Here is an 18,945-nt window from a genome sequence, read left to right as displayed (position 1 = left end):
TAATCAGCGGGGGGTTGTTTCTGGAGGAGGAAGGAGCCAAGTCTAATGGTGCATACAGAGACGGTATTGGAGTTAAAAGGAATCACAAAGCGATTTGGTGACGTCGTCGCGAATGAAGACATCTGCTTTGCCTTGAAGAAGGGCGAAATTCATGCCTTGCTTGGTGAGAACGGTGCGGGCAAGTCGACATTGATGAATATCGTATTCGGATTGTATCAGCCAACAGAAGGCTCTATTTGGGTCAACGGACAAGAAGTGATTATGGATACCCCGAACCGGGCGATTGAGCTGGGGATTGGGATGGTGCATCAACATTTCAAGCTTGTACAGCCTTTTACGGTCACTGAAAATATCATTCTCGGCATGGAACCGAAATCCGGTCTGAGAACTGATTTGAAGAGTGCTTCAGCTAAAATTCGGCAATTATCGGAGCAGTATGGCCTAAATGTGGATCCTGCTGCCAAGATTGAGCATATTTCAGTAGGAATGCAGCAGCGGGTAGAAATCTTGAAGACGCTGTACCGCGGCGCAGATATCGTCATCTTGGACGAGCCGACGGCGGTGCTGACACCTCAAGAGATTACGGATCTGCTTGCCATTATGAAGCGGCTTGCGAGTGAAGGCAAGTCCATTATTATCATCACGCACAAGCTGAAGGAAATTATGGAGGTTGCGGATACGTGCACCATTATTCGCCGGGGGCGCGTGATCGACTCGGTTATGGTCAAGGATTCCAGTCCTCAAGAATTGGCTGAGAAGATGGTGGGCCGCGAAGTGCGGTTCAAGACGGAGAAGGCTCCAGCCAATCCGATGCAGCCTATTCTGAACGTAAACAACTTACACGTTCGCAGGGATAATGGACAATTTGCGGTAGACGGCCTCTCCTTCCAGGTTCATGCGGGTGAAATCGTCGGCATCGCGGGGGTTGATGGGAACGGACAAACCGAGTTAATCGAAGCATTAACAGGCATGCGGCGTGTAGATTCGGGCGAGATTCAGTTGGACGGCGTCAATGTCGTGAACAAGACTCCGCGTGAGGTTGGCCGAGCTGGAATGTCGCATATTCCGCAGGATCGCCATAAGCATGGTCTGGTGTTGGACTTTACCGTGCCGGAGAATGCAATCTTGCAGACCTATGATAAGCCTGAATTGACGAAGGGCGGACTTATGGATCACAAAGCTGCGTTAACGCTCGCCGAGAAATACGTGAGATCATTCGATATCCGTATTCCCGGATATGAGGTACCGGTACGTGCAATGTCCGGAGGCAACCAGCAGAAATTAATTATCGCGCGGGAAATTGATCGGCATCCCAAGCTGTTGATCGCCGCGCAACCGACACGCGGCCTCGATGTTGGAGCGATTGAGTTTGTCCATAAGGCGCTCATTGCGGAACGCGATAATGGCAAAGGCATACTTCTCGTATCCTTCGAATTGGAAGAAATCATGAACGTAGCTGATCGAATTATCATGCTCTTCAATGGTCAAATCGTAGGAGAAGCTCGTCCGGAAGAAACCAATGATCAAGAGCTAGGATTGATGATGGCAGGCAGACGACAAGGAGGCGAATCGAATTGAATCGTGTGAACAAGCTTCTGCGTCAAGAATCGATCTGGATACCGGTCATTTCCATTGTGATCGGGATTGTCATCGGCGCGATTGTGATGCTGATTGGCGGATATGATCCATTGCTTGCCTATTCTTCGTTGATAGATAAGATTTTCGGTAGTGTCTATGACATCGGTGAAACGCTGCGTTCTATCGTCCCACTGATTCTATCAGGTCTCGCGGTTGCGATCGCATTCCGCGGCGGGATGTTCAATATCGGGGTGGAAGGGCAGATCGTGATGGGCTCTCTCGGGGCCTTGATGGTCGGAAATATGCTGGAATTGCCGCCATTCATTCATGGGATCGTAGCGATACTCGTCGGAACCTTGTTCGGCGGAATATGGGGGGCACTGGTCGCCATATTCAAAGTCAAACGCGGGTTGAATGAAGTTATCTCGTGCATCATGCTGAACTGGATTGCCCTATATATTAGTCATATTGCAATCAAATCGTACATGGCTGAAGCAGGCACATCCCGTTCACAAATGATCCATGAATCTGCGGACATCCAGATTCCGTGGTTATCGGATCTGCTCAGCGGGGCTCGTATTCACTGGGGATTCTTCATCGTCATCTTCATCCTTATCGGTTATTACTATTATATGAACCGCACCAAGAAGGGCTATGAGATTCGTGCAGTAGGATATAATAGGCATGCTGCGGAATACGCAGGGATGAATGTATCCAAGATTGCGATTCGTACGTTCTTTATCTCCGGCGCGCTTGGCGGCTTGATTGGCACGTTCGAAGTGCTCGGTGTATTTAAGTATATGGCGATTACGCCTAATACATCTGGCATTGGGTTCGATGGAATCGCGGTAGCCCTGCTCGGCATGAACACGGCAGTTGGGGTAACCTTGTCCGCAGCTCTATTTGGCGGCTTGTATTATGGTGCGCAAGGAATGAGCTTCGGTGCTGATGTGCCTCCTGAAGTGATTAAGATGGTAATCAGCATCATTATCTTCTTCGCGGCAGCTCCAGGAGCCATCCGCATGTTCATCAAGATGTTCAAACGCAAATCGAAGCGGGAGGAGGGGTAAACCATGGATATTCTAGCCAATCTATTGAATGGAACATTCGTGTTTGCCACGGCATTGATCTTTGCCGCACTCGGCGGGGTGATCGTCGAACGTACCGGTGTTATTAACCTGGGACTTGAAGGGTTTATGATATCGGGAGCCTTCGCTGCTGCGGTTACGACGCATTATGCGGAGAGTGCGGGGCTTGGCGGTGCTTCGCCTTGGTTAGGTCTCCTCGGTGCCATGATTTTCACGCTGATCTTCTCCGGCATTCATGCACTTGCTTCGATAAAATTTAAAGCAAATCAGGTAATCAGCGGGATTGTCGTCAACTTGCTGGCGGCGAGCTCGACGTTCTTCATGGTCAAGCTCTTGTTCGATGGAGCAGCGGAGACGCCGATCATTGAGGTGTTTTTTAAATGGTCCATCCCATTGTTGAGTGACATTCCGTTCTTCGGAAAAGCATTCTTTACGGCATATCCAACGACCTATATCGCTTATATTTGTGTATTCGTGGTATGGTTCGTCATGTATAAGACACCGCTTGGCTTGCGGATGCGCGCGGTTGGGGAACACCCTGGGGCTGCTGATACGGCAGGTGTGAAGGTCAATCGTCTTCGTACGTTATCCATTCTGGTTGGGGGATCCATCGCTGCCCTAGGAGGCGCAACGGTCGCCTTAACGGCGAACAGCAGCTTCGCGCAGAGCACGATTTCCGGTCAAGGCTTTATTGCCCTTGCCGCGGTCATCTTCGGGAAGTGGAACCCAATAGGGGCGTTTGGCGCAGCTATTTTCTTCGGATTTGCCCAAGCGCTCAAGGATCAGGTTGTCATCTATGATTGGGCGAAGACGATACCGACCGAAGTGTTCTACATGCTTCCTTACCTGTTGACCTTGCTGGTGCTGCTCTTCGCAGTTGGGCGTACGAGCGGACCAACCGCACTCGGAGAGCCGTACGATCCGGGGAAAAGATAGAGCTTATTTCGATTTCGTCCATGTGAAGAAAGTATAATAAAATAGATAGCATCCCCTCAGAGGTAATTGGAGCAACCAATACCTTCTGGAGGGGATTTTTTAATTAGAAAGTCTATATTCGAATCATCTGTTAAACTACACACAGTTCCCTAAGCTCCTCTAAGTGAACAGGTCAAAATTCCGCGTTTCTGTTCATCCTTGGCAGGTATAATGGAGGGAGCGTGCTGCCCTAACAAACGGAACATGAAGACTGGTCAGGATAAAGGCAATGTTGATGGTGTTAGTTAGTTAGTTAGTTTATATTTGGTTGAAATTTCCTGACGTCTTTGCTACAGTATTGGTATCTAACAGGAACGGAGGGTTATGTGTGATAGATTGTTCCCGATAAGCCAACCATGCAAATTGCATTCATTGGTTCTTTGTTTCTCTGCCTGTCAGCAGAGCAATCGGGATAAGTCTGTCCATATGCCGTCTAGTTCATGTCTTGGCGAGTGTCGTGAGGATTTGCCTGCGTTTTTTTTATCGAGGGCTTCTTTGGCGCTGTTCAAACATGGACTTATACAGGGATATTCCTACCCGATTATAGTTGGCACAGGCAGAGCATTTGTCTGTGTTTTTTTATTTTGGTTTAGGGGGGATTTCCTATGACAACACAGGAACTGTTCAATCCTGAAGATCGGAAGAATAAGAAGAGACGTGTGTGGCTGATTACGGGCGCCAGCAAGGGGCTGGGCTATGCATTTGCCAATGCTGCGCTAGAAGCAGGAGATCAGGTTGCAGCCGTCGCCAGAACCGTCGGGAAGTTAGAATCACTGAAAGAGCAATACCAAGATGCACTGCTATTTTTACGGCTTGATATCCGGGAGCGGGAATCTGTATTTGCAACCGTAAAGGCGGCGGTAGAGCATTTCGGGCGTCTTGATATTGTCGTGAACAACGCGGGCACGATGACGTTAGGCATGGTCGAGGAACTGAGCGAAGCCGATGCAAGAGATCTCATGGAAACGAATTTTTTCGGGGCGCTATGAGTTTCTCAGGCGGTATTCCCTTACTTGCGTGAGCAGCGGTCAGGGCATTTGATTCAAATTTCCAGCATAGGGGGAGTAATCTCAGGTCCAATGACAGGCATGTATAGTGCAAGCAAATTTGCACTAGAGGGCCTAAGCGAAGCGTTGGCGCAGGAAGCAGCCCACTTTGGGGTGAAGTTGACGCTCGTGGAGCCGGGCGGGTATTGGACGGATTTATACAGCACGATGCGCTATAGCCAGCCATTAGAGGCTTACCATTCTCTTCGAGAAGAGCTAGCCCAACAGTATGCGGAAAGTTCGATAGATAGCGATCCTACATTGGCTGCCGAAGCGCTTATGAAGTTGGTGGATAGCGAGAATCCGCCTTTGCGGCTTATTTTGGGAAGCGCGATTTTTGATATCGCCAGAAACACTTATAAGGAGCGTATTACGACTTGGGAAGCGTGGGAATCAGTGAGCAGAGCGGCAGAACAGGGGATATCCGTCCCGCCGAAGGATGGAGCCACCGAGGTGTAAGTAGTAGCGTACGCGATGCTTATCGTCAACAAAAAGTAGGAAGCCGTTTCTCGGTATGTACTGGGAAACGGCTGTCATTTATCCGAACTATGGCGCTTATTTAATGGAGGATTTACTTGATAGAGGTAACAAACAGCACTCTGCTTCCGCCTCTTCCGTCATAGTTCGTATGTACGGGCACCCCATCTATCTCGCCGTCTCCTTCTTCGATTCGGAAGCCCATCCGCGTATGAAATGCGATCGAAGTCGTATTAACGGGTGAAGTCAAACAGCGGACGGTGTCGCAATCGTATTGCCGTACGGTATCGAAGAACGTTTCGTACAGCCTTTTCGCGATCCCGGACTTTCGATGATTCGGGTGAACACCGATAAAATGGATATAGGCCTCGTTCGGGTAGGTTTGCGACACGAACCCAATTAAGAAGGCGATCATTTCCCCGTCTTGTTCTGCAATAAAGCTCGTTTGTTGAAAATGGACAAAAAACAATTTTGGCAGCATATCAGACATATTTCTGCCACCCCACCAATCATTAAGAACAGAAAGCACGCTCGTATAATCGGACGTTCTCACTGCACGAATGTTCATACTCAGCACCTCACTTATGCGAATAATAGATAAATTTTACCATGAATTAAGAAAGGGAGCTGTATATATTCTGTGGTCGCAAGATTGCATCGCATAAAAGAACGGGTTTATAGATGTCGTAATACTTTTACCATGTTCATTGCATTGGAATTAAGCGAAGATAGAGGCAGAAGAACGTATCGGGAAAGGGGAACAGTACGATGATTATTTCTTTTGACCAAGCGGCACCATGGAAGGGGAGACCTTCCATTTATTCATACATACGAGATCAAGGGGAGTCAGTAAATGGCTCTTTGCCGGATGACGACGAATTCTGGGCTGACAGCAAGTTACGATGGGCATCAGGTGCTTTGGACGGAGTGCTCAGTCACCATGCAGCTGGTAGTGAGCGGGAGGAAGAGGTAGACGAAATCGTCGAATTGCTGGTGAAGCAATCTAGAGAGATGAAGCATGCTACGCGAAAGGCACTGTATATGAAGCTCGCTACGGCTCAAATAAGCAGCATGATTGACGATATATTGGAGCAGGTACGTACTCATCCAGATATACGACCAGAGCCCGTATTCCATGAAGCGGTATGGCTCGCTGAGCATGGGGCACATCGCAATGTCGTAAAGTTCGGTATTGCGCTGCTCGGTCTTTTCCAAAATGAACACGTGAAGGAGCTGCTTCTAACGCTCGGTAGGCATGATGAGTTCACGCTGTATACGGCAGTCGCGATTCGGAATGGAATGGACGACAGCAACGAGGTGCTGTGGGAATTAGCCAAGCATGTTCATGGTTGGGGGAAAATTCATCTCGTTGAGAGGCTGGAGCCGGCGACGCAGGAAATTCGAGATTGGCTGCTGCGCTATGGATGCCAGAACAATATTATGGATGAATATTTGGCATGCATATGTGCGAGAAATGGAGGCTTGCAGGGGGCGCTATCCGTCGAGCAGGTTGACCACGAATTGTATGAAGGTGCGACGGATATTATTGAAGCTTTGTTAAATGGAGGCCCCGCAGAGGATATCGATGATTATGAGTATGCTCCACAAGTGTTATCGGATTATGTAAGATTGGCGCGAGAAATGTGTTCCACGGTCAAGCATCTATCGGTTATGTTCCGTCTGCACGACTTCTTAGCCCAAGATGAGGAGAGATGGAACGAGCGAATGTCTGCAGGATGGACGGAGCAGCTTAGAACCGATACGATAGAAGCAGTTCAAGTGATCATTGCCCAGTCGAAATGGAAGGGGAACGTGCTGGATGCAATTGAATCGAGCGAATCGGTGAATCGCTATTACGGCATAGCATGCGCAGGGAAGCTAGGGATAGATATTTGGGAAAACCTTTATCATCAGCTGGCGGAGGATCCACTGCAGGATTCCCTTTACTTGCAGCTCATGAAATCGGAAGACCCGAGCAGAATTCAGAAGCTGGTTCAGTTCGCAGAGGAACACCTGCCGCTGCAGCATATCGCTACAGGTCCGGGGGATGAGATGGGGCTTGGGAAAGAGTATATTGCGCATCAATGCTTAAATAGCATCTTGCAGAGCTTGGAGCGATTCGCTGGTATTGGAGAGAGGCTCATTAAGGCGGGTCTAAGCAGTCCTGTCGTTCGCAATCGGAATATGGCGCTGCGGGCATTGGAGGGCTGGGACGCTGCTTCATGGGGTGAGCAGCTCATCGGGGCGGTCATTCATTCGTTAGAAGTAGAGACGGAAGAATCGGTAAGAGAACGAATTTGTGCGCTGCGAGAAGCAAAAGGCGTTTGAATGTAAGAATAGAAATCATATTTTACCTGGAGTTGAAGGAATATATGGCATATCAACATATAGATGGCGTACGTGTGTGGGGCAACCCGGAGGAGAGCGCCGTTGCGCAAGCGAAAATGTGCGCTAAGACGGGTAATGTGGTTCAAGCCCTGCTGATGGCGGATCATCATAAAGGATACAGTCAGCCGATTGGCGGGGTCGTAGTCTATGACGGGCAAATCTCGCCTTCAGGTGTCGGGTATGACATTGCCTGCGGGAACAAAGCAGTCCGTACTCATTTGACAGCAGAAGAAATCAAGCCTAGATTGCCTAAAATCATGGACAAAATCGCCCGCAAAATCTCCTTCGGGATGGGGAGAGTCAATAATGAGAAAGTGGATCACGATCTCTTCGATGATCCGGACTGGAACGTCTATCAAGCGATTGGCAAGCAGGAGCATGACAAGCTGAAAGCATTGGCTCGCAATCAGCTTGGTACCGTCGGAAGCGGCAATCATTTTGTAGACTTGTTCGAGGAAGTAGGGACGGGACGCCTATGGGTTGCGAATCATTTCGGGAGCAGAGGATTCGGGCATAAGTCGGCGAGCGGATTCATGAATCTGGCTGTCGGACGGGAGTTCCTTGCCAGTGCTCCAGGAGAGAAGATGGATCAGCCTCCTATCCTGCTTGATCTGAGCAGCGAGGTTGGAGATATGTATTACCGTGCCATGAAGCTGGCTGGGCGATATGCCTATGCAGGACGGGATTACGTAATCGAGCAAGTGCTGGCGATTCTGGGTACGGATGCTGATCTTGAGGTGCACAATCACCATAACTATGCTTGGAAAGAAACACATAACGGCAAGGAAGTCATGGTTGTCCGTAAAGGGGCGACTCCTTCCGCACCGGGGCAGGTCGGCTTTATCGGCGGCAGTATGGGCGACATATCGGTAATTGTGAAAGGCAAGGATAGCATAGAAAATAGGGATGCTTATTACAGCACCGTTCATGGCGCGGGACGGATCATGAGCCGGACGCAAGCTGCAGGCAAAATGAACTGGAAAACCCGCATTCGTAGCGGAGGCAAGATTACGACAGAGCAAATGATGGAGGCCGTGCGCACATTCGGCGTAGAGCTGCGCGGAGCGGGCACGGACGAGAGTCCGTTTGTGTATCGGAAGCTGCGGGAAGTATTGGATGCACATGCAGAAACGATCGAAGTGATGCACACATTAAAGCCGATCGGCGTGTGTATGGCCGGAGCAGATGAGTTCGATCCGTATAAGGATTAGTTAGCGTGTAGTAGCATACATTTGAAAAGTAAAATGAAAGAAGAACGCTCTGATACGGGAATAGAGCGTTCTTTTTTTGTTGTTCGCAAAAATCCAATACTTTACAATTTAATTAAATTCTATGATAATCAAGAAATATATCATATTTTATGGAGGTGCTTCATGAATCAAGTCTATATAACAAGTATAGGTAAATTCCTTCCTGGCTCTCCGGTTAGTAATGATGAAATTGAAGATTATCTAGGCAAAATTGGTGGTAAGACCTCAAAGACCAAGCGGATCATCCTTGAAAAGAATCAGATAAAATATCGCTACTACGCAATGAATAAAGAACAACAGAGCTTATATACGAACGCAGAAATGGCTGCTCTAGCAATACGAGATGCACTAGAACGAAATGAAAACATAGCAGAACAGGATATTGGCTTCCTAGCAACGGGATCGACGAGAGCCGATTTGCTTCTTCCTGGTTTTGCGAGTATGGTACATGCCGAAGCGGGCTTGCCAGTAATGGAGATATCCTCGCATTCGGGTTTGTGTGCTAGCGGTATGCAGGCACTTAAATATGCGTACTTACAAATTAAATCTGGCGAACAAGAAGCAGCAGCCGCCTGTGCCAGTGAGTTTCTGAGCCGTGAATTTAAGCATACGAAGTTTGAAGCGCAGTCTGTACATAGCAATGGGCGTGTGCCGTTCGACACGGACTTTTTGCGATTTATGCTGTCGGATGGTGCAGGCGCGGCTATATTGCAAGACAAGCCCTCCGCGAAGGGGTTATCGCTGCGCATCGAATGGATTGATAATAAGTCCTATGCAAATGAGTATGACGTGTGCATGTATTCGGGTATGGATAAGGACAGTGGAATATCTTCCTGGCTTGATTATGCATCCATTCATGAAGCGGCGGATCAAGGGGCGCTAAATCTGAAGCAAGACGTCAGACTGGTTAATGAAATCACGACGGTAGGTGTTCGTCGATTTTTGGAGCTGGTGCAGGAAGGCCGGATTGAACCTGAGACCATCGATTGGATGGTTTGCCACTACTCTTCGCATTTTTTCAGAGATGAGATATTCCGGTTGTTGGAGCAGGGCGGGGTATCAATACCAGCAGAGAAATGGTTTACGAATTTATATACAAAGGGAAACACGGCTTCCGCTTCGATATACATTATGCTGGAGGAGCTCATGAATGAGGGACATCTAATGGAAGGGCAGCAAGTGCTGTGCATCGTTCCCGAAAGCGGTAGATTCCAAACCTCGATTATGATGCTGACAGTAGTTGGGCCTTCGGTCGAAGAATAGAATTGGATAGATGGCATTTCTAGATAAATGGATCATCAAGTAGGCAGGCAGAGAGTGGGGAGCCACTCTCTCTTTTTGTAATTTCAGAAGTACGACAAGGGGGAGCGCTCCCCTCATAGAGGTTGGACACCCGTCAACTTCAGGATAAATACAAGGAGAATAACCACGCAAATGCCGAGAGGAATCGAAGCAAATGTCGCCCCAACGATTGCTATCCCTCCGCCTCGCGCAGAATGTCTCGCTCTGATTCCTAATGAAAATCCAATTATATTCAAGATAAAGGATGTGATCATGACGGGCTTCAGTTCGGACGAGAATATGGAGTTATACTTGATCACCTCGTTCAAATGTTTCAATATGTATAGAAAAGACAGGATACCAAGTAGGCTGAACATAAGGGAAGCAACTGCTTGACCCTGTCTATTTACGGGAGCCTTGGAAGGTGAGACAGGTTTAGCAGCAGGTTTGCTGGTCGATGTCTTAGGAAGTTCTGTCACTTTTGTCGGCTTCCCTGATTGTGGGTTGCTCGAAGCAGGGCGAATCGTTCTGGGCTGCTCACGAGTTCTACGATTTCTGTCAGTCGCTGCTGTTCTGCTGGGTGATTTCACTGTGGTTCTGTTAATAGGTTTTACTGGCGTTCTAGATGGACGCTGCTGCACAATTTGTTCTCCTTTCGTAGGAGGATTAGGTTTTAGGAATCAGACAATACTATATATGTAATCGGCAGAATGGAGTCAGAAACTTTGTTGATTTTATTTCCCTATACTTTCTATTATGATAGATCAAGTACGAATGTCCTCTCTTCGCGGTGAGGACATTTCTTTGCAATAAAGCGAGGGATGTACGGGACCGGGAGAGGAAGTATCGTTGTTAGATAGGAATAAGTGACAATTCTCCCTATTAATACTTTAGAATCGAATAATTTTTTCTTTTAACTATATATTTTTAAAAGAAAATTTAGTATTATTTATAACGGAATCCGAATAATACGATAAAAATCATTTTTGTTTGTTCGGTTTTGCGACACTTTGTACGGATATAACATAGAATACATTTACTTCACATGAAGTGTTGATGTATGGAATGGAGACAAGATGAAGAAAAAGATTTATTTTAACCACGATGGCGGCGTTGATGATTTGATTTCTTTGTTTTTGTTATTGCAAATGGATAACGTTGAGTTGACAGGTGTATCCGTTATTCCAGCGGATTGCTACTTAGAACCAGCGATGTTTGCAAGCCGTAAAATCATTGATCGCTTCGGAACAGGCGGGCTAGATGTAGCCGCGTCTAATTCTCGTGGGAAAAATCCTTTCCCGAAAGACTGGCGCATGCATGCATTCTACGTGGATGCTCTGCCGCTCTTGAATGAATCTGGCAAGGTCGTAACTCCGGTTGCGGACAAGCCGGCACATGAACACATTATTGATACGCTGCGAGCAACGGAAGGCAAGACGACCTTATTATTCACAGGTCCGCTGACTGATCTTGCTCGCGCATTAGATATGGATCCAACAATTGAAGAGAAGGTAGAACGCCTTGTATGGATGGGCGGTACATTCCGCGAAGCGGGTAATGTGCATGAGCCTGAGCATGATGGAACAGCAGAATGGAACGTATTCTGGGATCCGGATGCTGCTGCTCGCGTGTGGGAGAGCGGAATCGAGATTGATCTCGTAGCGCTGGAAAGCACGAACCAAGTACCGCTTACATTGGATGTTCGTGAACGCTGGGCTGCAGAGCGCAAGCATATCGGGGTGGATTTCCTCGGTCAATGCTACGCAATGGTGCCGCCGCTCGTTCATTTCTCTACGAACTCGACGTACTATCTGTGGGATGTATTAACGACTGCCTTCGTTGGCAAGAACGATCTTGTGAAGGTACAGACGGTGAATAGCAAGGTAATTACCGAAGGTGCTAGCCAAGGCCGTACGGTAGAAACGGCAGACGGTCGTCCGGTACAGGTCGTATACGATGTAGACCGCGATGCATTCTTCGATTACATGACAGACCTAGCGAAAAAAGCAACAGAGAAGAGGGAGTCATAATGTCAGAGAAGAAACGCGTCATTATTGATACCGACACAGCAGGAGACGATACAATCGCGATCTTAACGGCCCTTCACTATTTCCAAGTCGAAGGCATTATGATTACAGGCGGTAATGTGCAGTTCGATCAACAGGTGGAAAATGCACTGTATACGGTTCAGGTTGCAGGACATAGCGGCAAGGTTCCGGTGTACAAAGGATATGAAGGTCCAATTATGGGACTGGGACACAAAGAGCATCGTACTGTTGAGGATGTTCACGGCAAGGACGGGATGGGCGATTCCTTTTTCGAAAAGGCGATTCAATCCCCTGCAACTGGACATGCGGTTGATTTCTTAATTGATACGGTGCATAACAATCCTGGAGAAATCCATCTGCTGGCGATTGCACCGCTGACGAATATTGCGATGGCGATCAAGAAGGACCCGACGATTATACCGTTAATCCCGCATCTGTATATTATGGGCGGCACGAACAATGCGCTCGGCAACATTACACCGACGGCAGAGTACAACTTCTATGTTGACCCAGAAGCGGCTAAGATCGTGCTTCACTCAGGCATTCCAATCACGATGGTTGGCTGGGAAATGTGCACGCAATATTCCATCATGGACGACAACGATCATGCGGAGATCGAGCAGCTCGGCACAAAGGGTGCGAAATTCTTCAAGGACGTGAACAAGGTCGTCATGCGCTTCAACAAGACCGTTCACCGTCTGAATGGTACAACGCATCCAGATACATTGCTGGCCGCAGTTGCGGCAGATGAGTCGATTATGACGAACTCTCATCTTTATCATGTTGATGTAGAGACGGTGGGCGAGCTGACAAGAGGCTACAGCCTAGTCGACATCAATAATCGCTTGGAGCGCACGCGCAATGTTCGTGTATGTGAAGCGATCGATCGCGATGCGTTTAAGGGAATGCTAGTTGATGTATTAAAATCCATAAACTAACATAGAATATTCGAATTCATACAAGTGAAAATGAAGAGGTCTATCCGACCCTTTCGCTATAACAATCTTGGTCATAGACTCGATGAAGAAAGGATCTGTTTATGCAATACATTTGGGGGCTTCTAGGCATTTTAGGTATTTTCGTTATCGCACTGGCGTTATCTAAAAATCGCAAGTCGATTAATCCGAGAACGGTCATTGGCGCGTTCGCGATTCAGTTCGTTTTTGCATTGATCGTATTGAAGTGGGAGTTTGGCAAGAAGATGTTGAACTACCTGTCTTCGGTCGTTCAGGCAATCATTGATTCCACGAATGCGGGTATTCAGTTCTTGTTCGGCGGAATACTCGGGGCAGAGAAGGCGGGCTTTACGTTCGCACTGCAGGTGCTGCCGATCATTATTTTCTTCTGTTCCTTAATCGCAGTTCTGTATTACCTCGGCATTATGCAGTGGGCAACGAAAATCATTGGCGGATTTCTGTCTAAAGTGCTCAAGACGAGCGAAACGGAATCCATGTCAGCGGCAGCGAATATTTTCCTCGGTCCAACCGAAGCGCCGCTTGTCGTTAAGCCTTATATCGAGAAAATGACCAAGTCGGAGTTGTTCGCGATTATGGTCGGCGGTCTGGCGTGCGTCTCCGGTTCCGTTCTAGGCGGATACGCAATGCTTGGCGTTCCGATTGAATACTTGCTTGCGGCGGCATTCATGGGTGCACCGGGCGGCTTGTTGATGGCCAAGATCATGATGCCAGAAACCGAGCATCATCTTCGAGTAGAACGCGTTAACATGGTTAAAGATACCGAGTCCCGAAATGTGATTGATGCGGCTGCTCGCGGTGCCGCGGACGGTCTTAAGATCGCTGCCGGCGTAGGAGCTATGCTGCTGGCGTTTATCTCGCTCATTTTCCTAGTGAACACGATCATCGGCTGGTGTGGCGGCGTGTTCGGAATTGAGGCACTGACGCTGGAGCAAATTCTAGGCTACCTATTCGCGCCGATTGCCTTCCTGATCGGTGTTCCATGGAGCGAAGCGCTGCAGGCGGGTTCTTTCATCGGGCAAAAGTTCGTGCTAAACGAATTTGTCGCGTACACTTCGTTTGCGCCTGAGATTGCAAGTCTGTCTCCGAAGAGCGTAGTCATCATCAGCTTCGCGCTGTGCGGCTTCGCCAATTTGGCAGCTATCGCGCTCCTCATTGGCGGCTTGGGCGGAATAGCTCCTTCCCGCAGACAAGATCTCGCTGAGCTGGGCTTCCGTTCGGTCATTGCAGCAACATTAGCGAACCTGATGAGTGCAGCAATTGCGGGTATGCTCGTGTAGCGTGAGAGTGCGGGGCTACTAGCCAAATAACAATAACATATCGTTAGGATAAGAGGCGGTCGCTTCTCTGGATTGACACAGGGAACGGCCGCCCTTTTCATATAAAAAGTGTGGCAGGAAGCATGTCTAACACTTGAAATTTTCAGAAAAAAGTATAAAATGATTAAAAGTTGATGTAGAGAAACATTTTTGGGAGTGGAAAAAAGGTGGGCTGATTATGGAATCCGGAAAAGGAAGATTCTTTCATAAAACACAAAATGGTTCTAGCTTAGAGGAAATAAATAATACGGTTCCGATACCGCAAAATGCAGGTTTCTGGAGAAAACTTCTGGCTTACTCCGGACCAGGCGCATTAGTTGCAGTTGGATATATGGACCCTGGAAACTGGGTTACTTCGATTGCAGGTGGATCGCAGTTTGGTTATTTGCTGCTGTCGGTTATTCTCATTTCCAGTCTCATTGCAATGCTGCTGCAGAGTATGTCTGCGAAATTAGGGATTGTAACCGGAATGGACTTGGCGCAAGTAACCCGGTTGAAAACGGGCAAAAAATGGGGCTTCGTCCTATGGATGATTACTGAATTGGCCATTATGGCTACAGATATAGCTGAGGTTATCGGCAGTGCGGTGGCGCTGAATTTATTGTTCAATATCCCTTTGCTCGTTGGTGTATTTATTACCGTACTTGATGTATTTTTACTATTGATATTAGCGCGGTTTGGTTTTCGGAAAATTGAAGCCATCGTCGTTACCTTGATTGCAACGATACTTGTTGTTTTTCTGTATGAAGTCATTATTGCTCAGCCGAATGTGGCTCAAATGCTTGGAGGGTTCATTCCAAGAACGGAGATCGTATTTAATGATGGGGCATTGTTTATCGCGCTAGGCATCGTCGGTGCCACGGTAATGCCACACAACTTATACTTGCATTCGTCGATTGTGCAGGCACGCCAATATGATCGTGGAGATCGGAAATCGCTCAAAGAAGCGGTCAAATTTGCGACGATCGACTCCAATATACAGCTAACTGTTGCGTTTGTAGTGAACTGCTTATTGCTTATTCTAGGTGCATCCTTGTTCTTCGGTTACAGTGGTTCCTTGGATACATTGGGGCAGTTATACCGTGCACTGAATGACAGCTCGATTGTCGGTGCGATTGCCAGCCCTGTACTGAGCGTATTGTTTGCCGTCGCCCTGCTGGCGTCAGGCCAAAATTCAACGATTACGGGGACGTTATCTGGGCAGATCGTCATGGAAGGCTTCATCCATATGAAAATGCCGCTATGGGCTAGACGGATGATCACTCGTCTTGTGGCCATTATACCGGTCGTTGTATGTATTCTCGTGTTCGGGAGTACGGAATCTGTTGTCGAGAAATTATTGATTTATTCGCAAGTATTTTTAAGTGTCGCATTGCCGTTTTCCATCATTCCTTTGACCCTCTTTACGAGCGATGAGAAACTGATGGGCGAATTTAAAAATAAATTATGGGTCGTTATTCTTGCCTGGGTCACTTCCGTAGTATTAACGATTCTCAATATCTGGCTTATTATTACGACATTCCAATAATATTGCATAACATGAATGCTGCAAGCCTAAGAACCCGAGTGGTGGACACGATAAAGCGTGCCCCTCTCGGGTTCTTTGCGTTTAGGTTGCATAGAGGAGAAAAAAAGAAATAGTAGAAAGGACGAATGAGTCAGTCTCTACCTCATGTCCTTTTGAAAAGGATACGCCTAGCAAGTATCGAATATATGACGTAATAACAATATACACATAGAGAAATTTGAGGGAGGAGAAACGATGTACAAATCATTAGGGCAATTTGAAATCACCTCCGGGAAACTGGTTGTATCCGATCCATGCTATGACTTGAATGAGAATACGATCATTATGGGTGTGCTGGACAACGTGCTGAATGGAGCATGGAGCGCATATGTAAGCAAGACGGAGGTACAAGATTGGGGAGAAGCTTGTGCCAAGCTCATTGCTTGTCATAGCTCGGTTGCCGATAAGCTGGAGACCCTTGAATGGGTGAAAGGGAACTTCATTGTAGGTGTAGATAGCGGACAGGCTGGAATCTTTGACGTGAGCAAGTATCGAATTCCGGATGCCGAAGCAGATAGTATAGAACCCAATGTTACGGACAGCGAATGGTATTACGCTTGCTGCGATATTACAGAGAGCGGTGAAGAGGCCGGTGTGCTGGATGGTGGTGTTGTTTCTCGTACCGGATTTGGCGATGGAGCGTATGCGGCGTATTATGCTGTCAATGGGCAAAGTCAGATCATAGGAATTAAGATTATTTTCATTAAAGACGCAGATTCATGAGAAACAACGGCAGCAACTACTTGAACGGGTTATCGTGAAATGTCTGCTGTTAATGGGTAAGGGTAGCTAACAAAGAGCAAGCATAATGATATTCCGAAGGAGATGGAACGTCATTATGCTTGTTTTTTTCATATCTTTATCTTACGAATCTTCCAGCTATAATTTATATAACTTTAATTTGTGGAAGATTGAGGGGCTTTTTCATTCGCCAGATCATACGCAGCTCTTGACGCTTCGACACTTGCATAATGAGCCCTTGCCCATTGCCTCAGCTCTTTCATTGGCTGAAGCAAGGATTCGCCTAGGGGCGTTAGCGAGTATTCAACGGCTGGAGGCACGGTTGGTGTAATATGTCGTTGAACCAGTCCATCCCGTTCCAGCTTCCGTACTGTCTGCGTCAGCATTTTTTTGGAGATCCCCTCGATTCTCCTTCCCATTTCCCCATATCGGATGCTTCCGTTCTCCAATGCATAAATGACGAGTGAAGTCCATTTGTTCGAAATGATTTCAAGTACTCTGCTATAGCCGCAACCTGCCAACGAGATGTCAGGGTGCTTTGTTGTGGGTGAAGATGTCAAATGATCTCCCTCCTATGCACCTTGAAGTATCCTGGACACCAAAAAGTGCCTACTTTTGTAATTTTAGTTTATAAAATATATTATTGTATGTCTATATCAACGGAATAGGCGTCATTCTTAGTCATAAAGTAATAGGGACTTCGAATGAAACACATGTAGGTGAAAACTTAGCTGTTTAATGGGAGGAAATGAAGATGACAAATGTGATCAAGGCTCGTCCAAAGCTGTATGTGATGGATAATGGCCGCATGAGCATGGATAAGAACTGGTTGCTCGCCATGCATAATCCGGCTACGGTTCTGAATCCGAATGCGGCGACCGAATTTGTGGAATTTCCTGTCTATACGGTGTTAATTGATCATCCAGAAGGCAAGATTTTATTCGATACGGCTTGCAATCCGAACGGAATGGGTAAGGAGGGCCGGTGGGCTGAATCGATACAAATGCTCTTTCCGTGGAAAGCCAGTGAGGAATGTTATCTGCATAATCGACTGGAACAGTTGAACGTATCTCCTCAGGATATCAAGTATGTCGTGGCTTCTCATTTGCATTTGGATCATGCAGGATGCCTGGAATTGTTTACGAACGCGACCATTATCGTTCACGAGGACGAACTGAACGGAGCTCTGCAAACGTATGCCCGCAACGAAAAAGAAGGGGGCTACATATGGGCCGACATCGATGCCTGGATCAAGAATAACCTACAGTGGAAAACGATCAAGCGGGCAGAGGATCAATTGGAGCTAGTCGAAGGCATTACGCTGCTGAACTTCGGAAGCGGGCATGCTTGGGGCATGTTGGGCTTACAGATCGACATGCCGGAAACGGGAGGGATCATCCTCGCTTCCGATACCATTTATACGGCGGAGAGCTATGGTCCACCGGTGAGACCGCCAGGCAATCTGTATGACTCGGTTGGATACCGGAATACGGTCGAGCGAATCCGTACACTAGCCGAGCGAACGAAATCCCAAGTATGGTTCGGACACGATGCCAATCAATTCAAGGGACTTCGCAAATCTACTGAAGGATTCTACGAATAAGAAGGTATTCCATTCAAATGACAACTGACATCATCCCTTCTTGAACGATAGTAAAAAGGGAGTTCATCTTGTGATGAACTCCTCACTCTATACCGATTTAAAAAGAAAGCATTGTCCCTCGCTCATCGAAGACGGAATCTGGATTCCAAGCGACTTCCCAATAGTTGTTCTCCGGATCTGCGAAGTAAGCAATTCTTCCTCCCCAGAAGGCATCGCTCGGTTCGCGGAGAATGCGTGCGCCTGCAAGTCTAATTTGCTCAATGGTGAAATCGACATGTTCAGGGGCATCGACATTGATAGCGAACGTGACTCCACGGAACACATTTGTCTCCTTAGGCACTTCAACCCCTGCATCTTCCGCCAGCTTCTCAATTGGATACAGCGAGAGAATGACCCCTGCCGTCTTGAATATGGAATATTCATCCGAACTTATGTCCGTTTCTGCCCATCCTAACCGCTGATAGAAGGCTCTCAGGGAAGGCAAATGATATGCGCCAATTGTGAGAAGACTTACTCGTTGCGGTACCATATGTACGCCTCCTAGCAAGGTAATAGATTCCTCATTGTATCCCAATCACAAATTCAACTTCAATCCTAGGACCTTAGGTGA

At 47.5% G+C, this 18,945-nt stretch carries 16 protein-coding genes and 1 pseudogene; 13 read left to right on the top strand and 4 right to left on the bottom strand.

From position 1 onward, the window contains the following. The first annotated feature begins 45 nt into the window (after window positions 1-45). The 4 genes and pseudogenes from ABN764_RS20035 to ABN764_RS20020 all read left to right on the top strand — a co-directional run bounded on the left by ABN764_RS20035 (window position 46) and on the right by ABN764_RS20020 (window position 5,146). On the top strand, window positions 46-1,578 hold the full coding sequence (locus tag ABN764_RS20035) for an ABC transporter ATP-binding protein (protein ID WP_446672875.1): 1,533 nt from the start codon (window positions 46-48) through the stop codon (window positions 1,576-1,578). After that, a complete protein-coding gene (locus tag ABN764_RS20030) occupies window positions 1,575-2,648 on the top strand; it encodes an ABC transporter permease (protein ID WP_021255493.1) in 1,074 nt (357 codons plus the stop codon). The genes ABN764_RS20035 and ABN764_RS20030 overlap by 4 nt, the downstream gene beginning before the upstream one ends. A gap of 3 nt (window positions 2,649-2,651) precedes the next feature. Beyond that, a complete protein-coding gene (locus tag ABN764_RS20025) occupies window positions 2,652-3,602 on the top strand; it encodes an ABC transporter permease (RefSeq protein WP_021255492.1) in 951 nt (316 codons plus the stop codon). Between the two features lie 644 nt (window positions 3,603-4,246). Beyond that, window positions 4,247-5,146, top strand: a pseudogene (locus ABN764_RS20020) (SDR family oxidoreductase). A 112-nt stretch (window positions 5,147-5,258) separates the two neighbouring features. Here ABN764_RS20020 and ABN764_RS20015 read toward each other — a convergent pair. Beyond that, entirely contained in the window at window positions 5,259-5,732 is a 474-nt protein-coding gene (locus ABN764_RS20015; RefSeq protein ID WP_072732187.1) for a GNAT family N-acetyltransferase, read from the bottom strand. Window positions 5,733-5,932: 200 nt separating this feature from the next. Between ABN764_RS20015 and ABN764_RS20010 the strand changes: the two genes are divergently transcribed. The 3 genes from ABN764_RS20010 (at window position 5,933) to ABN764_RS20000 (ending at window position 10,065) form a co-directional block, all read left to right on the top strand. Next, window positions 5,933-7,492: a limonene hydroxylase gene (locus ABN764_RS20010; protein WP_446672874.1), complete on the top strand. Its 1,560-nt coding sequence runs from the start codon at window positions 5,933-5,935 to the stop codon at window positions 7,490-7,492. A gap of 44 nt (window positions 7,493-7,536) precedes the next feature. Further along, window positions 7,537-8,763, top strand: a complete 1,227-nt coding sequence (locus ABN764_RS20005) for an RtcB family protein (protein WP_446672873.1) — start codon at window positions 7,537-7,539, stop codon at window positions 8,761-8,763. Window positions 8,764-8,925: 162 nt separating this feature from the next. Then, the gene (locus tag ABN764_RS20000; protein WP_446672872.1) at window positions 8,926-10,065 is read left to right on the top strand and encodes a beta-ketoacyl-ACP synthase III; all 1,140 of its coding nucleotides are present in this window, start codon (window positions 8,926-8,928) and stop codon (window positions 10,063-10,065) included. 113 nt (window positions 10,066-10,178) lie between these two features. Here ABN764_RS20000 and ABN764_RS19995 read toward each other — a convergent pair whose 3' ends face one another. Next, window positions 10,179-10,724: a hypothetical protein gene (locus ABN764_RS19995; RefSeq protein WP_446672871.1), complete on the bottom strand. Its 546-nt coding sequence runs from the start codon at window positions 10,722-10,724 to the stop codon at window positions 10,179-10,181. 435 nt (window positions 10,725-11,159) lie between these two features. Between ABN764_RS19995 and ABN764_RS19990 the strand changes: the two genes are divergently transcribed. From ABN764_RS19990 to ABN764_RS19970, 5 genes are all read left to right on the top strand, one after another. Next, window positions 11,160-12,113 carry a nucleoside hydrolase gene (locus tag ABN764_RS19990; protein WP_446672870.1) on the top strand — a complete coding sequence of 318 codons (954 nt, stop codon included), beginning with the start codon at window positions 11,160-11,162 and terminating at the stop codon, window positions 12,111-12,113. Beyond that, a complete protein-coding gene (locus ABN764_RS19985; protein ID WP_446672869.1) occupies window positions 12,113-13,069 on the top strand; it encodes a nucleoside hydrolase in 957 nt (318 codons plus the stop codon). Before ABN764_RS19990 ends, ABN764_RS19985 begins: the two co-directional genes overlap by 1 nt. A gap of 101 nt (window positions 13,070-13,170) precedes the next feature. Then, on the top strand, window positions 13,171-14,385 hold the full coding sequence (locus ABN764_RS19980; protein ID WP_446672868.1) for a NupC/NupG family nucleoside CNT transporter: 1,215 nt from the start codon (window positions 13,171-13,173) through the stop codon (window positions 14,383-14,385). 217 nt (window positions 14,386-14,602) lie between these two features. Further along, window positions 14,603-15,952: an Nramp family divalent metal transporter gene (locus tag ABN764_RS19975; RefSeq protein WP_446672867.1), complete on the top strand. Its 1,350-nt coding sequence runs from the start codon at window positions 14,603-14,605 to the stop codon at window positions 15,950-15,952. 234 nt (window positions 15,953-16,186) lie between these two features. Continuing rightward, entirely contained in the window at window positions 16,187-16,714 is a 528-nt protein-coding gene (locus tag ABN764_RS19970; RefSeq protein ID WP_446672866.1) for a DUF4241 domain-containing protein, read from the top strand. Window positions 16,715-16,887: 173 nt separating this feature from the next. Here ABN764_RS19970 and ABN764_RS19965 read toward each other — a convergent pair whose 3' ends face one another. Then, window positions 16,888-17,292, bottom strand: coding sequence for a winged helix-turn-helix transcriptional regulator (locus tag ABN764_RS19965; protein ID WP_021255478.1), 405 nt, complete (start codon window positions 17,290-17,292; stop codon window positions 16,888-16,890). Window positions 17,293-17,486: 194 nt separating this feature from the next. Here ABN764_RS19965 and ahlS point away from each other — a divergent pair, with 194 nt between their 5' ends. Continuing rightward, a complete protein-coding gene (gene ahlS / locus ABN764_RS19960; RefSeq protein ID WP_446672865.1) occupies window positions 17,487-18,335 on the top strand; it encodes an AhlS family quorum-quenching N-acyl homoserine lactonase in 849 nt (282 codons plus the stop codon). A 97-nt stretch (window positions 18,336-18,432) separates the two neighbouring features. On the opposite strand, the gene ABN764_RS19955 is transcribed toward ahlS, so the two are convergent. Continuing rightward, window positions 18,433-18,864 (bottom strand): VOC family protein, encoded by a 432-nt coding sequence (locus ABN764_RS19955; RefSeq protein ID WP_446672864.1) that lies wholly within the window; start codon window positions 18,862-18,864, stop codon window positions 18,433-18,435. Between the last annotated feature and the right edge of the window lie 81 nt (window positions 18,865-18,945).

Origin of the sequence: Paenibacillus wuxiensis (assembly GCF_040195695.1) — a bacterium.
GTDB classification, from domain to species: domain Bacteria; phylum Bacillota; class Bacilli; order Paenibacillales; family Paenibacillaceae; genus Paenibacillus_B; species Paenibacillus_B suaedae.
Note: the sequence above shows the minus strand (reverse complement) of the source record. Positions and strands in the feature narration are given on the sequence as shown.

Excerpts from the sequence above, each read along its gene's own strand:
- ABN764_RS20035 (WP_446672875.1), top strand. The coding sequence starts at position 46 with ATGGTGCATACAGAGACGGTATTGGAGTTAAAAGGAATCACAAAGCGA.
- ABN764_RS20025 (WP_021255492.1), top strand. The coding sequence starts at position 2,652 with ATGGATATTCTAGCCAATCTATTGAATGGAACATTCGTGTTTGCCACG.
- ABN764_RS20015 (WP_072732187.1), bottom strand. The coding sequence starts at position 5,732 with ATGAACATTCGTGCAGTGAGAACGTCCGATTATACGAGCGTGCTTTCT.
- ABN764_RS20010 (WP_446672874.1), top strand. The coding sequence starts at position 5,933 with ATGATTATTTCTTTTGACCAAGCGGCACCATGGAAGGGGAGACCTTCC.
- ABN764_RS20005 (WP_446672873.1), top strand. The coding sequence starts at position 7,537 with ATGGCATATCAACATATAGATGGCGTACGTGTGTGGGGCAACCCGGAG.
- ABN764_RS20000 (WP_446672872.1), top strand. The coding sequence starts at position 8,926 with ATGAATCAAGTCTATATAACAAGTATAGGTAAATTCCTTCCTGGCTCT.
- ABN764_RS19990 (WP_446672870.1), top strand. The coding sequence starts at position 11,160 with ATGAAGAAAAAGATTTATTTTAACCACGATGGCGGCGTTGATGATTTG.
- ABN764_RS19985 (WP_446672869.1), top strand. The coding sequence starts at position 12,113 with ATGTCAGAGAAGAAACGCGTCATTATTGATACCGACACAGCAGGAGAC.
- ABN764_RS19980 (WP_446672868.1), top strand. The coding sequence starts at position 13,171 with ATGCAATACATTTGGGGGCTTCTAGGCATTTTAGGTATTTTCGTTATC.
- ABN764_RS19975 (WP_446672867.1), top strand. The coding sequence starts at position 14,603 with ATGGAATCCGGAAAAGGAAGATTCTTTCATAAAACACAAAATGGTTCT.
- ABN764_RS19970 (WP_446672866.1), top strand. The coding sequence starts at position 16,187 with ATGTACAAATCATTAGGGCAATTTGAAATCACCTCCGGGAAACTGGTT.
- ahlS (WP_446672865.1), top strand. The coding sequence starts at position 17,487 with ATGACAAATGTGATCAAGGCTCGTCCAAAGCTGTATGTGATGGATAAT.
- ABN764_RS19955 (WP_446672864.1), bottom strand. The coding sequence starts at position 18,864 with ATGGTACCGCAACGAGTAAGTCTTCTCACAATTGGCGCATATCATTTG.